The organism is Kluyvera sp. CHPC 1.2972, assembly GCF_036759925.1.
Classification (GTDB): Bacteria; Pseudomonadota; Gammaproteobacteria; order Enterobacterales; family Enterobacteriaceae; genus Kluyvera.
This window is the reverse complement of sequence record NZ_JAPKIB010000001.1, coordinates 534,224-549,817: the sequence shown is the minus strand read 5'-3', so window position 1 is coordinate 549,817 and position 15,594 is coordinate 534,224. Positions and strand designations below refer to the sequence as shown.

Below are 15,594 nucleotides of genomic sequence, written 5' to 3'. Positions count from 1 at the left end.
TTTTCTATAATCCCCAGCGTCCGTGCGTACCATCACAAAGGGGAGAATAATACCGCTTCCCGTCACACTCTACCAGTACCAAATCTCATTTTCTGTACACATTTATTAAACATTTTAATAACAGATCTCAAAACTCAACTTAAATTTTAAACAATATTTAAATTTACCGTGGCTGGTGGTAACGTAACCGTACGGATGTTTTTACCTGCATGTAACAAATCGCAAGTCAAGTAAGGCCCCCTACGATGAAAAAAAAGATAGCTGTACCCAACGCACAGAAATCGGGTACCGAGAAGGTTTCTGTGGCGACTAAGGCGAAGACTCGTGTGGTGCACGAGACAGATGTATTGCTGATCGGTGGCGGAATTATGAGCGCTACGCTGGGTACATGGCTGCAGGAGCTGGAGCCAGACTGGTCGATTACCATGGTTGAGCAGATGGAAAGCGTGGCTGAAGAGAGCTCAAACGGCTGGAACAATGCCGGTACCGGGCACTCGGCGCTGATGGAACTCAACTATACCCCACAGAAAGCTGATGGTTCTGTCAGCATCGACAAAGCCATTGATATTAACGAAGCCTTCCAGATTTCCCGTCAATTCTGGGCCCACCAGGTGACGCGCGGCGTGCTGACGCAGCCGAAAAGCTTTATTAACACCGTGCCGCATATGAGCTTTGTATGGGGCGATGACAACGTCAACTTCCTGCGCGCCCGTTACCGTGCGCTGCAAAAGAGTCCGTTGTTTAACGGCATGCGCTACTCCGAAGATCACGAGCAGATCAAAGACTGGGCGCCGCTGGTGATGGAAGGGCGCGATCCGCAGCAGAAGATTGCTGCAACACGCACCGAAGCGGGCACCGATGTGAACTACGGTGAGATTACCCGTCAGCTCATTCAGGGCCTCAAAAAGCGCGAACGCTTTACGCTGCAGCTTAATACCGTGGTACGTCGTTTCCGCCGTAATCCAGACAACAGCTGGAATGTGACGGTGTCTGACGCCAACGGCAGCCATGAAAAACGCACCATCAAAGCGAAGTTCATTTTTATCGGCGCGGGCGGTGCGGCGCTGAAGCTGCTTCAGCAAACCAAAATTCCTCAGGCGAAAGAGTATGCGGGCTTCCCGGTGGGCGGTCAGTTCCTGGTATGTGAAAACCCGGAAGTGGTTAACCATCACCTGGCGAAGGTCTACGGTCAGGCTTCCGTGGGCGCGCCGCCGATGTCCGTGCCGCACATCGACACCCGTATCATCGACGGTAAACGCGTGGTGCTGTTTGGGCCGTTCGCCACCTTCTCTACGCGCTTCCTGAAAAACGGTTCGCTGTGGGATTTGCTGGCCTCGACCAATAAATCCAACATCCTGCCGATGCTGAACGTCGGGCTGGATAACTTCGATCTGGTGAAATACCTGGTAAGCCAGGTGCTGCAGAAAGATAAAGACCGCCATGCGGCTCTGCGCGCCTACTATCCGATGGCGAAAAAGCAGGACTGGCGTTTGTGGCAGGCCGGTCAGCGCGTGCAGATCATCAAGCGTGATGCGCGTATCGGTGGCGTACTGCGTCTGGGTACTGAAGTGGTCAGCGACGATGAAGGCACCGTTGCCGCGCTGCTGGGGGCATCTCCGGGGGCATCAACCGCCGCGCCTATCATGCTGGAGCTGATGGAGAAGGTCTTTAAGGACAAAATGCAGACCGCAGAGTGGCAGGAAAAAATTCGCGCCGTGGTACCGACCTACGGTTCTACGCTGACGGAAAACCCGCACCTGATTGAAAAGACGTTGGCCTACACCAGCGAAGTGCTGGGACTGCGTCATGAAGCAACGCGTGAAGCGGATCCGACACCGGCAGTGCAGGTATCGTCCAAACCGGTTGAAGCAAAAGAGATGGCGGATATCGCACTCTAATAAAGAAAAAATCCCGGTCAGACCGGGATTTTAGTATTAGGTAGCCCGGGCGAGCGCAAGCGACCCCGGGTTTTTTATTAACGCGCGACGGCGTTATGTACCGTTTCCTGGGCTTCCCAGATACGGTATTTCACTTCTACGTTTTCAGGCGCGTAGATAACGATCGGCAGCTTGCTGTTGTAGCGCAGCATGCCATCGTCGCCCAGCGATGCGGTGACGAATTTTTTCGTTTTCTTCTGGTCAGGGCAGGCCATCATGGTTGACACTGGCCCGGAGATTTTCTCCACCACGTAGTAGTCGTAGCCCCAACCTTCCAGCGTTTTGCTTTCCAGCTCGCCGCCCAGGCGATGATGGTTGCAGTCGACTTCCAGCGTTTTACCAATCAATAATTCTACCTTATAGGCAGACTCATCTTTCTGTTCCGGCAACTGAATCACCTGACGCGTCATACCTTTCTCCGCTTTAGGGAAAGGCGCAACCTTTTCAAGCGGCTGTTCTGCGGCCCAGGCGGCGCTGGTAGCACAGGCGATGGCCAGTAACGAAGCGGCAAGTTTATGTGTGTTTTTCACTGTTCATCCTTTTTATCAGTTTGCAACGAGAGGAGAATATCATTCCTGACATGAATGGTAATCGTATTTTACTGAATTTTGCATTAGGACTAGTTCTAAATATTGATTTTTTGAATGAATATAGCGATTAAGACTACTTAATTCGCCTGATGGCGTGTGGATATCCTGAGTCACGATGATGAAAACCAGATTTCTTATTATAGCTGCGCTTCTCGGCGTTATCCCTGCCGCACAGGCGACAATCCAGGTAGGGTTTTCACCCGAAGGATCCGCCCGCGAGTGGGTATTGAACACGATTGATGGCGCGCAGCACTCTATTGACATGATGGCCTACTCGTTTCAGGCCAAAGATATTGTCGACGCGTTGATTCACGCCCAAAAGCGCGGTGTGAAGGTGCGGGCGGTGATTGATAAACGACGAAACCAGGGGAAGGTTAGCCAGAAAGCCATTGCCCGGGCGGTAGAAAACGGCATTGACGTTCGCATTGACGGCCACTATCACATTCAGCATGACAAGGTGATGATTGTTGACGGTAATACGCTGGAGACCGGGTCGTTTAACTTTGCTAAATCGGCAGAAACGGAAAACTCAGAGAACGTGCTGGTCATTCGCGATGAGCCGGAGGTTATCCGCCAGTATCAGGCGCATTTTGACAGCCGCTGGGCGCTAGGGAAGTCGCGGTAAGGGCATAAAAAACCAGCCATAACAGGCTGGTTTATATGAGTTTTTTGGTCGGCACGAGAGGATTTGAACCTCCGACCCCCGACACCCCATGACGGTGCGCTACCAGGCTGCGCTACGTGCCGACGCATGACAAAAATAGTACCGCTTTTATCCCTGATTGCAAGTCAGTGCTTTCCGATTGATTCAAAATTAATCAATCAGTTAGCGATAAAGCGTTTTTCATCCGTCAGCACCTGCAGCAGCAAACTGAGCTGGGCTTTTTGATCCTCTTCCTTCTCGCCCGCCGCGCTCCAGGTCTTATAGTGACCGTTATGGCTGAGCACGACGGTCATCGCTGGTGTTGTGATCGCCAGCGTATCGTTATCTGCCGACGTCACCCAGTTATGGCGGCGCGTGGCGCTGAACAGATCCTGACCCTGCGAGTATTCGTTTGCCGGCGTGCTGACGTGCAGCAGGCGTTGCATCAGGGTCGTCATAATATCTTTATGATCGGTCAACAGGTCGATGCGCTGAGAAGGGGTACCCGGCCAGTGGATGACCAGCGGCACCTGAAGCTGGGCGCGTGACCAGTTAAAGTTACTGTTCTGGCTGCTGAGCGGCACGCCGTGACCGGCGGTAATAATCACCACGGTGTCATCGAGCTTGCCGGAATCGCGCAGCGCATTCAGTACCTTAGCAATTTGTGCATCCACATCCGCTGCCGCGCGAGCATATTGACGGTCATTGGCCTGAGCATTGTTAATGGTGGTGCCATTAAACGACACCCACGAGAACCAGCGGTTTTCGTCCTGGGCATTGTTTTTGAGCCAGTTAGTCCACTGGCTTGCCGTCTGGGCATCGTTTTGCGATTTGCCCGGCGGCAGTGAGAAATCAGACAGCAGCGCCTGGCGATAAATCGGGCTGGTGAAGCCGTCAGAAGAGAAAAGACCCAGCTGATAGCCCTGTTGGTTAAGCGCGCTAATCAGCGCTGCCGGAATACGCGCTGACAGGACGCCGTCCATATAGGATGGCGAAATACCATAGAACAGGCCAAAGATGCCGTTATCGGCAGTATTGCCCGCGCTCATATGCTGGGTAAAGTTGACGTTACTGTCCGCAAAACGGGCCAGCGACGGCATCTGTTGTTCGAAGCGCGAATAGTTCAGACCGTCGACGGTAATCAGCAGGACGTTCTTGCCGACACCCATATCGCGATAGCGCAGATCGCTGAGCGGGTACTGTACAGTAACGGCTTCCGGATCGCCTTGCTCCACCAGACGGCGCTGGTAATCCTGCGCGTCCAGCAGCCCGTGCTTCTCAAGGAAGCGACGCGCGGTCATTGGGTATGACAGCGGTAGGTTGGCGCGCTGCATGGTGACCGGACGATAGAAGTTAGCATCGGCCCAGATGTACATCACATGCGAGGCGATAAACGACGCAAAGAAGAACCAGGCGACCGGGCGAGCGTAGTGACGGCGGCGCGTCAGGCTGCGCAGCTTCTGCCAGCTCCAGGTGGCAAACAGCATCTCAACCAGCAGAATCACCGGCACGCTGATAAACATCAACTGCCAGTCACGGGCAGTCTCGTTTTGATCGGGGTTGATAACCAGCTCCCACACCACCGGGTTGAGGTGCAGGTGGAAGCGGGTAAAGACCTCGCTGTCGATAAGCAGCAGCGTCATGCCCGCCGTCGCCAGAATGGCGGACAGGAAGCGCATCAGGCGCTGAGACATGACGATAAAGGTCAGCGGGAACAGAATCAGTAGATAGGCGGAAAACACCAGAAAACTGAAATGCCCGACAAGGCTGATGTAGGAGAAAATGCGTCCAGTCAGCGTCGTCGGCCAGTCGGCGACAAAAAGATAGCGGCTACCGAGCACCATGGCCAACAGCATGTTGAACAGGGCGAACCAGTGCCCCCAGCTAACCATCTGGGAGACTTTTTCTCGGTAAGGCTGACGATGAGTCACCATAAACTGTTGCTTGTACCCTTAGTGCGCAGGATCGCTGTTAATAGAAGACTGAAGCGCCTGGGCGAAAGAACGCGCGATAGCCTGGCGTTGAGCCGGAGCCACGCTGCTGTTAATCAGGTTGGTTACCATATTGCCCAGTACCATCAAAGAAAGGTCGGTCGGGGCTTTATGTTCTTCCAGCACATTGGCGAGCTCGCTCAGCAGCTTTTCAACGTGTTCATCACTATAGCGGGATTGTTGTGGCATAAATCGAAATCTGTCTATTCATTAAAGGGCAGTATATTACCGTAGCAGCAGCATTTTTTCCGCTTTTTTTCAGCGTAACGCGTTATCCTTTCGCCATTATGCTGCCGCGAGGGCGGTAATGTGTGAGTTGCACTGTCGCATCGGGGGTGGTTGAATACACCCGATCTTAAAGGAGAGTTTAACATGAGTCTGGATATCGACCAGATTGCTTTGCATCAGCTTATCAAACGCGATGAGCAAAACCTGGACGTGGTGCTGCGCGACACGCTGCTGGAGCCTACCGCGCCGGTTGAAGAGATGATGGCCGAGCTGCATCGGGTGTACAGCGCGAAGAATAAAGCCTACGGCCTGTTTACCGAAGAGAGCGAACTGGCGCAGGCGTTAAAGCTGCAGCGTCAGGGTGAGGAAGATTTCCTCGCGTTCAGCCGCGCGGCCACCGGTCGTCTGCGCGACGAGCTAGCGAAATATCCGTTTGCCGACGGTGGGATCGTGCTGTTCTGCCACTACCGCTATCTGGCAGTGGAGTATCTGTTGGTCGCGGTGCTGAATAATCTCAGCAGCATGCGCGTCAACGAAGAGCTGGACATCAGCGCGACCCATTATCTCGACATCAACCATGCGGATATCGTGGCACGTATCGACTTAACCGAGTGGGAAACCAACCCGGAATCGACACGCTACCTGACCTTCCTGAAAGGGCGAGTCGGGCGCAAAGTCGCCGATTTCTTTATGGACTTCCTCGGGGCGAGCGAAGGGCTGAATGCGAAAGTGCAAAACCGCGGCCTGCTGCAGGCGCTGGACGATTTTGCCGCCGAAGCGCAGCTCGACAAAAACGAGCGTCAGAACGTGCGTCAGCAGGTCTACTCCTACTGCAACGAACAGCTGCAGGCCGGTGAGGAGATTGAGCTGGAGTCGCTGTCGAAAGAGCTCTCCGGCGTGAGCGAAGTGAGCTTCAGCGTATTTACCGCGGAGAAGGGCTACGAACTGGAAGAGAGCTTCCCGGCGGATCGCAGCACCCTGCGTCAGCTGACCAAATTTGCCGGTAGCGGCGGTGGCTTAACCATTAACTTCGACGCCATGCTGCTCGGCGAGCGAATTTACTGGGACCCGGCCACCGATACGCTGACCATTAAAGGCACGCCGCCAAACCTGCGTGACCAGCTACAGCGCCGGACCTCCGGAAAAAGCTAAGTCGTCCCTCTTAAAGCCCGCTTATCCCTGAGCGGGCTTTGTCTATCCGTATTCCCGCCTGTTTTGGGTGACGCCCTTCGCATTTTTTGTATCGATGGTTTTTCAGCCAGGCTAAAACTTGACCTGACTCTCAGTTAATACTCAATGAAATAAATGAAAATACGTTTCATTTTAAATGCAAATATATTTTGATTTTATAAATGGAGAGCCATCCTTATTCAGGAGGGCTCAAGGACGCGGCAGCTGGGTGCCGCGAATCACTGAGAGGAAAAATAACAAGATGCACAATACCTTCAGGCACTCCCGACTGGCGCTGGCCACCACCATGATGCTCGCGGGCGTATTAAGCGGCTGTGATGATAGCGAAGCCGCTCAGGCGAAGGCGTCAGCGGCGCCGCAAAACGTCCAGTCGCCGGTGCTCTCCGTCGACGATGACAGCGTGGTGCTAGTGTGGGAAAAACCGCTTCTGGAGGCGGACAAGGTGGTGGACTATCACGTCTATCGCGGCGGTGAACTGCTGGGCAGCGCGCGAGACAATCAGGACACGTTCTCCCCTGCGAAACCCTATATCGACAATTTTTACCAGACGCTGGATAACGACCACTGGCAGCAAAAGGTTGATTTGCGAAGCTTCACCGTCGAAGGGTTGAAAGCCGATACCGACTACCAGTTCACCGTTCGCGCGGTCTATTCGGACGGCAACGAGTCCGCCGACAGCGCACCGATTTCCCTACGCACCACGAAGGTGCCGCACGTGGTGGATGCCAAAGCGACAGGGGCCGTCGGCGACGGAACAACGCTTGATACCGCCGCGCTGCAAAAAGCCATTGATAGCTGTACGCTGGCGCAGTATCCGCAAGGCTGCAAAGTCAGCGTGCGCGGCGGCGTGTTTAAAACCGGCGCGCTGTTCTTACACAGCGATATGACGCTGGAGATTGCCGAAGACGCGACGCTGCTGGGTTCAGATGACCCTGGGCAGTACCCGATGAACAAAGGCTACTTTCTTTACCCCTATACTGATAATCCGCTGCCGAAGCGTCCACCATCGTTAATTAATGCACTGGAGGCCGACGACAAAGGAAGCTCTCACGCGGGCACTTTCCGCAATATTCGTATTGTCGGCAAAGGTACCATCGATGGTAACGGCTGGACGCGAGGTGTGAAGCACGGCGGGCCGGAGTCTATCGTTGATGAAGCCGGTAATGCGCTGCCGCAGTATCGCGCTAGCAACGCCAACAAGGTGGGGGAAGATGGGATTCTGGCAAAACATCAGACCGAGCTGGCGGTATCTGAAGGGATGGACCGCGACAGCGCCTACAAAAACCGCCGCTCTAGCCTGATGACGCTGCGCGGCGTCAGCAATCTCTACATTGAAGGATTGACCATCCTCAACCCGGCATTTCACGGGATTATGGTGCTGGAGTCGGAAAATATTGCGCTGAATGCGCTCAGCCATAAGACGTTCGACGGCAATAACGCCGACGGCATCGAATTGGGTAATAGCCAAAATAGCCTGGTCTTTAATAACTTCTTTGATACCGGCGACGACGGCATGAACTTTGCGGCGGGCTTCGGCAAAGGCGTCGAAACCTTTGGTCAGAAACCGCAGAGCGGGGCATGGATCTTCAACAACTATTTCCGCAAAGGCCACGGCGCGGTAGTGACCGGCAGCCATACCGGCGCCTGGATCGAGAAGATCAAAGCGGAAGATAACGTTATGTATATGACGGATATCGGCCTGCGAATGAAAAGCCGCCCGTACTACGGCGGCGGTGCGCGCGACGTACTATTCCGTAATAACGCGATGAAAGATCTGGCGAAAGAGCCGTTTATCTTCACCATCAAGTACAGTGCCGACGTGAATGACACCACGCCAGCAACTGAGCCCGCGCAGTTCCGCAACGTGACCGTTGAGCACGTCACCGTTGACGGCACGGCGGCGAAGAAAAGTATCCTGGTGGATGGCATGACGGTGCAGGAGATGACGGCGGCCTACGGGATTACCTATCCGCGCGATGCTTATCATCAGAACCTGGCGTTCAGCAACGTGAAGTTCCGTAACGTGCAGGCGAGCAAAATCACCTTCCTGCATGACAGCCAGTTTACCAACGTTACGTTTGATAATACTGAGCACGCCTGGAACGTTGCGCAGGTAAGCGGTATTACGCTTTCAGACAGCGTGAATAATGAGGTGATAACCTCGGTAGGGAAGGAGACGGTCGTGCGAGAGGCGGCGAAGCAGTAAAAAAAACGGCTCCGTAAGGAGCCGTTTTTTCGTCACGAAGACTTGTCGGCGATTAAGCGCGAACGAAGTCGATGTGAGCCAGTTTTGGCTTGAACGGGTGACGCTGCACCGCCTGAGCCTTAACTTTTTCTTCTTTACCATCAACAACGATGGTCAGAACTTCGCTGTAGAATTCAGCGTTGTTCTGCAGGTTCCACAGCTTGTCGTGATCCAGTTCGATAGCAACCGGAGCTGCTTCGCCACCATAAATGATAGCTGGGAACTTGTTAGCTGCGCGCAGGCGGCGGCTCGCACCCTTACCCTGCTCTTTACGTACTTCTGCGTTAATAGTAAACATTGATAGCTCTCTTAATTAATCCTGCTACAGGCGACCCAGCAGCAGGCAAATGATCTGCTTCACGGATGTGAAAGCGGGCGGCATTATAGCCGCCTATTGCCTTACGGGCAATGAAAACCTCACCTTCAGTTGGCCGTTAAGCGCAACCGTAAACTGTCCGGGTAGGGCGAAAAATAGCGCTGCGTCAGTAGGTAATCATCTGGGTGCTCGGCGAGATAATGCTTCAGCAGCGTCAGCGGCGCGAGGATTGGCAGGTGCCCGGCGTGGTAGTTGACGATAACGTCGCGAAGCTCTGCCCGCTGGCGGTCGTTGAGCTGTTTGCGGAAATAGCCCTGAATGTGCATCAGCACGTTGGTGTGATTATTACGTGAGGCAGGGTGGCGCAGAATCGCCATCAGCTTGTCGCGATAGGCGACAAAAAAAGCATCCAGATCCTGCCATTCGTGCAGGTGAGCGATAAAGGGGCCAATTTCACGATAGCCCGGCTGGTTGTGGGCCAGCAGATGCAGCTTATAGCGGCTGTGAAACGCCAGCAGGGCCTGACGGGTTAATCCCTCTTCCCGCAGCGCATTCAGCTCGTGCAGCGCAAAAATTCGCGCCACGAAATTCTCCCGCAGAACCGGGTCGTGCAGTCGGCCGTCCTCTTCCACCGGCAGCCACGGATAGCGCGCCTGCAGCGCCGCGGTAAACAGGCCAACGCCTTCCTTTGCCCCCCGGTTGCCGCGCTCGTCGTACAGCCGTACCCGCTCCATTCCGCAGCTGGGGGATTTTGCACAGACGATAAAACCCGCGAACTGCGCCGCGCCCGGGAGCACCTCCTCGGCAAACTGGTGCATTTTATCGGTGAGGTCGCAATCCAGGTCCTGGCTCATGCGCACGCGGGTATCGCCATCTGCGGTCTTCACCAGCCGCAGCGCCGGGCGCGGTGCGGGCAGGCCGATGCCCATTTCCGGGCAGACGGGTTTGAAGGTCACCCATTCGGCAAGCTCATCCATAATAAACCCCATCCGCTTATGCCCGCCGTCAAAGCGAACGGCAGCACCGGTCAGGCAGCCGCTGATGCCGAGTATCGGTTTGTCGTTCATATTATTGTCCTGTTTGTGGTGGGCCATAGCTCAAGCATAGGTTCTCCCGCTTTCGGCCGCGTGGCTTTTTATCCTCTACACTTAACCAGGGATCGTAAAGAGAGGAAACTGCATGAAGCTATGGCCCGTTGTCACCGGAGTGGCGTTGTCGCTCGCGCTGGTGGCCTGCCGTTCACCCACCCCGCCAAAAGGGGTGACGCCGATTCGCCATTTCGATGCTAGCCGCTATCTGGGGAAATGGTATGAAATCGCTCGTCTGGATAACCGCTTTGAGCGCGGTCTGGAGCAGGTGACCGCTCACTACGGCAAGCGTAAGGATGGTGGCATTAGCGTGTTGAACCGTGGGTTTGACCCATTGAGAGGCGAGTGGAAAGAGAGCGAAGGGAAGGCGTACTTCACCGGCGAGCCGAGCGTAGCCGCACTGAAGGTGTCGTTCTTTGGTCCCTTCTACGGTGGCTATAACATCATCGCGCTGGATGATGACTATCAGTACGCGCTGGTCAGCGGGCCGAACCGCGACTATTTGTGGATACTATCGCGCACGCCAACGCTGCCGCCGCAGGTACAGCAAAACTACCTGACCATCGCCCGTGGGCTTGGGTTCCCGGTCGACAACCTGCGGTGGGTGAAGCAGACGCGCGCCTAGCGTAGCTCGTTAGCCCGGCGATAGCGCCCTTCGTAGTCGAACACTTTTTCGCGCACCTGCCAGTAGACGCCTTTCTTACGGGCGACGACGAAATCCGGTGCACGTAGCAGCGCCTGCTGGGCGATGATATCGCCAGGTGTTATCCAGCGCAGCGGTACGCCGGGCGTGCGGGTGTGCGGGCGGATAAACAGCTGCTCGAACGCCGTTTTCTGCGCGGGGGTGTGCAGACGGAAGCGCTCACTGACGTCCGCGCCATCCTCGTCGTAATAGGTGATTTTAAGCCAGCCGCCTTTCTCATCCATGCCGTCCTGTAGCACCATGCCGCTACAGCGCAGCACCAGTGCGTCTTTCAGCTTCAGCGCCGCTTTCAACATGTCGTCCGGGTCAACCAGCACCGTGTCGCATTCCCGACAGCGGCGGGCGGCAATGTCGTTTTCGGCGTTGCACTGCGGGCAGTTTTTAAAGCGGAAGCGGTAGTCGCACTGCTCGCGATGACCTTCATCATCCTCCAGCCAGCCCTGACAGCGGCGGCCAAAATGCTCAATAATGGTGCCGTCGGCGGTGGTTTTTCCCCAGAAGGTGTTGGCAAAGCCGCAGCCGGGACAGAAAACCTGCACCGGCACGTTATCGCTCTTGCCCTTGGGTGAACCCACTTCCGGCGTGTAGAGGTCGTGTGGGTTACCGGCGTAATCGAGGATCAGACAATCCGTTTTTCCCGGCGCCAGGCGCAGGCCGCGGCCTACAATTTGCTGATACAGGCTGATGGACTCGGTAGGGCGCAGAATCGCAATCAGGTCAACGTGCGGGGCGTCAAAACCGGTAGTCAGTACGGCGACGTTAACCAGATAGCGGAACTGCTGATTTTTAAAGGCTTCAATCAGCTCGTCGCGCTGCGGTCCCGGCGTTTCGCCGGTGATCAGAGCCGCGTCATTGGCGGGCAGCAGCCCGGTAATCTCGCGAGCGTGCTCGACGGTGGCGGCAAAAATCATCACCCCTTTGCGCGTCTGCGCAAACTCCTCAATCTGGCTGATGATGTGTGGCGTAATGCGCTGCTGCTGTTTCAGCTCGCGGTTGAGGTCAGACTCGCTGAATAGCCCGTTGCTATTGGCCTGAAGGCGGCTGAAATCGTACTGCACCACCGGCATATCCAGCCGCTCCGGCGGCGTCAGATAGCCGTGCTTGATCATATAGCGCAGCGGCAACTCGTAGATACAGTCGCGGAACAGCGCTTTCTCGTCGCCGCGCACCATGCCGTGGTAGTGGAACTGATAAATCCAGCCTTTACCCAGACGAAACGGTGTAGCCGTCAGGCCCAGCAGCCGAATGTGAGGATTCACTTTCCCCAGATGGCTGAGAATTTGCTGGTACTGACTATCATCATCGTCGCTGATGCGGTGGCATTCATCGACAATGAGCAGGGAAAACTCACCCTGGAAATGGTCGAGATTACGCGCCACCGACTGCACACTGCCGAACACCACCTTGCCGTGGCTCTCTTTGCGCTTTAGCCCGGCCGCATAAATATCGGCCTCCAGCCCCAGCGCGCAGTATTTTGCGTGGTTCTGCGCCACCAACTCTTTGACGTGCGCCAGCACCAGCACGCGGCCGCGCGCCAACCGTGCCAGCTCTGCGATCACCAGGCTTTTCCCGGCGCCGGTAGGCAATACGATGACCGCGGGTTGGATATGGCGGCGGAAGTAGGCCAGGGTAGCGTCAACCGCTTCCTGCTGGTAGGGGCGAAGTGTAAAAGTCATTGGCGTGATGATTGTCCTTAACAGCCAAATAGTATGCCATGAATCTTTTCACTTGAGTGGGATAACAAGCCCGTTATACTTACGGATTGTTATACTCGCTGTCTCTCCCGTTGCCGGTGCATTTTGTCCCGCTACGCGGTAGGCCTCGAGTCGATTACCCCATTTTTCGGACCTTTCGTCCGGCACCCGGCACTATTACAGGCTAAAAATACTTCATGCGACTTGATAAGTTTATCGCTCAGCAACTCGGCGTCAGCCGTGCTATTGCCGGGCGTTTGATCCGCGGTCAACACGTGACCGTTGATGACGAAGTGGTGCGCGATACCGCGTTTAAACTGCTACCAGAACACGACGTGGCCTACGAAGGCAACCCGCTGACTCAGCAGAATGGCCCGCGCTATTTCATGTTGAACAAGCCGCAGGGCTACGTGTGCTCCACGGAAGACCCGGATCACCCAACGGTGCTCTATTTTCTCGATGTCCCGGTGGCGTACAAGCTGCATGCCGCGGGTCGTTTAGACATTGATACCACCGGTCTGGTGCTGATGACCGATGACGGTCAGTGGTCCCATCGCATCACCTCGCCGCGCCATCATTGCGAGAAAACCTACCTGGTGACGCTGGAAAATCCGGTCAGCGATGACACCGCCGCGCAGTTTGCCAAAGGCGTTCAGCTGCACAATGAGAAAGATCTCACCAAGCCAGCGGTGCTGGAAGTGATTACGCCGACCGAAGTGCGTCTGACCATCAGTGAAGGTCGTTATCACCAGGTGAAACGCATGTTTGCCGCCGTGGGTAACCACGTTGTCGGTCTGCATCGCGAACGCATCGGTGAGATTGCGCTCGACTCAGACTTAGAACCGGGTGAATACCGTCCGTTAACAGAAGCAGAAATTGCCAGCGTTGGCGCACCGTAGCGCTAACCAACAACCGAGGTAAATTGTGACGTCCAGGCCGCGCTCGTCGTTAAAAATTGTGTTTATTCTTGGCCTTCTGGCCATGTTAATGCCGTTATCGATCGACATGTACCTTCCGGCGCTGCCGGTCATTTCACAACAGTTTGGCGTGCCGGCAGGCAGCGCGCAGATGACCCTGAGTACCTATATTCTGGGCTTTGCGCTGGGTCAGCTGCTGTACGGACCAATGGCGGACAGCCTCGGGCGTAAGCCGGTGATTCTGGGCGGTACGCTTATCTTTGCGGCGGCGGCGGTGGCCTGTGCGCTGGCGCCGACCATCGACTACCTGATCGTCACCCGCTTTTTCCACGGCCTGGCGGCTGCGGCGGCAAGCGTCGTGATCAACGCCCTGATGCGCGATATCTACCCGAAGGAAGAGTTCTCGCGCATGATGTCGTTTGTCATGCTGGTGACGACTATCGCCCCGCTGGTGGCGCCGATGGTGGGTGGTGCGGTACTGGTCTGGTTTAGCTGGCACGCGATCTTCTGGATCCTGGCCATTGCCGCGCTGTTGGCTTCGGCGGCAATTTGCTTCTTTATTGACGAAACGCTGCCGGTAGAGAAACGCCAACCGTTCCGCCTGAGCACCACGCTTGGCAACTTTGCGTCGCTGTTCCGCCACAAGCGCGTGCTCTCCTATATGCTGGCGAGCGGCTTCAGCTTTGCGGCGATGTTCTCATTCTTAAGCGCCGGGCCGTTTGTCTACATCGAGCTTAACCATGTGTCGCCGCAGCACTTCGGCTACTACTTTGCGCTGAACATTGTGTTCCTCTTTGTCATGACCACCATTAACAGCCGTTTTGTTCGCCGGGTTGGGGCGCTGTGGATGTTCCGCGCCGGGCTGACGATACAGTTTGTTATGGCAATCTGGATGGTGGCTTGCGCGCTGCTGGGCGTTGGCTTCTGGTCGCTGGTGCTGGGCATTGCGGTGTTTGTCGGCTGCGTGTCGATGGTCTCCTCAAACGCGATGGCGGTGATCCTCGATGAATTCCCGCATATGGCGGGTACGGCGTCATCGCTGGCGGGGACGTTCCGCTTTGGCATCGGGGCCATCATTGGCGCGCTGTTGTCGTTTGCTACCTTCACCACCGCATGGCCAATGCTAATTTCCATCGCTCTGTGTGCGACCTGCTCGATCCTCTTCTATCTCTACGCCAGTAGACCCCGCAAAACCATACACAAATCATAATGCGCTTATCCGGTTCAATAATGTAGCCCGGCCGAGCGAAGCGACGCCGGGAAGGCTACGGTGCTATTCCCGGCGGCGCTTCGCTTGGCCGGGCTACGGTTAAATGATGTCTGCGAGCTCGGCATCTTTATCTGGCCTACAAACAACTACGCTATCCGTCTGCGTAAAACCGCGCACTCATAAGCCTTTAGGGGGGCGAAATACGCTCCTTTGTTGATATGTATCAACAGAAATGGCATTCCTGATAGGGTGTGATGTTTCTTTTATGTAAAATCCATTTATGTAAAAAGTCACATTGTTGTAGATAAAAAGGTTGCGTTAGATCACAGATACGGGTACATATAGCGCGAAAACGCATCAGTACACCGAACTATGTCGTAAGAAGAATGTTGAATGCTGGCGTTTTTTTTCTGGATGCAGGACGATTTGTCAACAATGTGTTAATATGGATGTGAAATAATTGTGAAGCACTATCGCTTCCGGGGAAAAGAACGTAATGACATTACAGCTATCAATCGTACATCGACTGCCGCAGGACTATCGCTGGTCTGCGGGTTTTGCAGGTTCGAAAGTTGAACCGATTCCGCAAAATGGCGCATCCGGCGAAAATGCGCTGGTGGCCCTCAAACTGCTGAGCCCGGACGGTGATAGCGCCTGGCCGGTGATGCATTCCCTTAGCCAGGCGTTAACCGATATTTCCGTCGACTGCTCGGTGCTCGAGTGTGAAGGGGAGCCGTGCCTGTTCGTGAAACGTCAGGATGAGTTTGCGGCAACCTGCCGCCTGAAAAACTTCGGCGTGGCGATTGCCGAACCGTTCTCCGGCAACAACCCGTTTTAACCG

At 55.3% G+C, this 15,594-nt stretch carries 14 protein-coding genes and 1 tRNA gene; 8 read left to right on the top strand and 7 right to left on the bottom strand.

Going from position 1 to position 15,594, the window contains the following annotated elements:
- Positions 1-245: 245 nt before the first annotated feature.
- On the top strand, positions 246-1,898 hold the full coding sequence (gene mqo / locus V6944_RS02675; protein WP_333494480.1) for a malate dehydrogenase (quinone): 1,653 nt from the start codon (positions 246-248) through the stop codon (positions 1,896-1,898).
- A 77-nt stretch (positions 1,899-1,975) separates the two neighbouring features.
- Here mqo and eco read toward each other — a convergent pair whose 3' ends face one another.
- Positions 1,976-2,467 (bottom strand): serine protease inhibitor ecotin, encoded by a 492-nt coding sequence (gene eco / locus V6944_RS02670; RefSeq protein ID WP_333497777.1) that lies wholly within the window; start codon positions 2,465-2,467, stop codon positions 1,976-1,978.
- A 178-nt stretch (positions 2,468-2,645) separates the two neighbouring features.
- Here eco and V6944_RS02665 point away from each other — a divergent pair, with 178 nt between their 5' ends.
- On the top strand, positions 2,646-3,152 hold the full coding sequence (locus V6944_RS02665) for a phospholipase D family nuclease (RefSeq protein ID WP_333497920.1): 507 nt from the start codon (positions 2,646-2,648) through the stop codon (positions 3,150-3,152).
- Positions 3,153-3,197: 45 nt separating this feature from the next.
- Here the strand turns inward: V6944_RS02665 and V6944_RS02660 are convergent.
- From V6944_RS02660 to V6944_RS02650, 3 genes are all read right to left on the bottom strand, one after another.
- A tRNA-Pro gene (locus tag V6944_RS02660) sits at positions 3,198-3,274 on the bottom strand.
- A 75-nt stretch (positions 3,275-3,349) separates the two neighbouring features.
- A complete protein-coding gene (yejM, locus tag V6944_RS02655) occupies positions 3,350-5,104 on the bottom strand; it encodes an LPS biosynthesis-modulating metalloenzyme YejM (protein WP_333497776.1) in 1,755 nt (584 codons plus the stop codon).
- A gap of 18 nt (positions 5,105-5,122) precedes the next feature.
- Positions 5,123-5,350 carry a YejL family protein gene (locus V6944_RS02650; RefSeq protein WP_035892650.1) on the bottom strand — a complete coding sequence of 76 codons (228 nt, stop codon included), beginning with the start codon at positions 5,348-5,350 and terminating at the stop codon, positions 5,123-5,125.
- A 183-nt stretch (positions 5,351-5,533) separates the two neighbouring features.
- Here V6944_RS02650 and yejK point away from each other — a divergent pair, with 183 nt between their 5' ends.
- Positions 5,534-6,541, top strand: coding sequence for a nucleoid-associated protein YejK (gene yejK, locus V6944_RS02645; protein WP_333497775.1), 1,008 nt, complete (start codon positions 5,534-5,536; stop codon positions 6,539-6,541).
- Between the two features lie 280 nt (positions 6,542-6,821).
- Entirely contained in the window at positions 6,822-8,786 is a 1,965-nt protein-coding gene (locus V6944_RS02640) for a glycosyl hydrolase family 28 protein (protein WP_333497774.1), read from the top strand.
- Between the two features lie 52 nt (positions 8,787-8,838).
- Here V6944_RS02640 and rplY read toward each other — a convergent pair whose 3' ends face one another.
- Together rplY and V6944_RS02630 are read right to left on the bottom strand one after the other, a co-directional pair.
- Complete coding sequence (gene rplY, locus V6944_RS02635) at positions 8,839-9,123, bottom strand: 50S ribosomal protein L25 (protein ID WP_052285124.1); 285 nt, start codon at positions 9,121-9,123, stop codon at positions 8,839-8,841.
- A 125-nt stretch (positions 9,124-9,248) separates the two neighbouring features.
- A complete protein-coding gene (locus tag V6944_RS02630) occupies positions 9,249-10,208 on the bottom strand; it encodes a YbgA family protein (protein WP_333497773.1) in 960 nt (319 codons plus the stop codon).
- Between the two features lie 112 nt (positions 10,209-10,320).
- Here V6944_RS02630 and blc point away from each other — a divergent pair, with 112 nt between their 5' ends.
- The gene (blc, locus tag V6944_RS02625) at positions 10,321-10,854 is read left to right on the top strand and encodes an outer membrane lipoprotein Blc (RefSeq protein WP_333497772.1); all 534 of its coding nucleotides are present in this window, start codon (positions 10,321-10,323) and stop codon (positions 10,852-10,854) included.
- On the opposite strand, the gene V6944_RS02620 is transcribed toward blc, so the two are convergent.
- Entirely contained in the window at positions 10,851-12,608 is a 1,758-nt protein-coding gene (locus V6944_RS02620; RefSeq protein WP_333497771.1) for a DEAD/DEAH box helicase, read from the bottom strand. The genes blc and V6944_RS02620 overlap by 4 nt on opposite strands.
- Before the next feature lie 215 nt (positions 12,609-12,823).
- Between V6944_RS02620 and rsuA the strand changes: the two genes are divergently transcribed.
- The 3 genes from rsuA (at position 12,824) to V6944_RS02605 (ending at position 15,591) form a co-directional block, all read left to right on the top strand.
- Entirely contained in the window at positions 12,824-13,525 is a 702-nt protein-coding gene (gene rsuA, locus V6944_RS02615) for a 16S rRNA pseudouridine(516) synthase RsuA (RefSeq protein ID WP_333497770.1), read from the top strand.
- Positions 13,526-13,550: 25 nt separating this feature from the next.
- Positions 13,551-14,753 (top strand): Bcr/CflA family multidrug efflux MFS transporter, encoded by a 1,203-nt coding sequence (locus V6944_RS02610; protein WP_333497769.1) that lies wholly within the window; start codon positions 13,551-13,553, stop codon positions 14,751-14,753.
- Positions 14,754-15,249: 496 nt separating this feature from the next.
- Positions 15,250-15,591, top strand: coding sequence for a YejG family protein (locus tag V6944_RS02605; protein WP_185666882.1), 342 nt, complete (start codon positions 15,250-15,252; stop codon positions 15,589-15,591).
- The last annotated feature ends 3 nt before the right edge of the window (positions 15,592-15,594 follow it).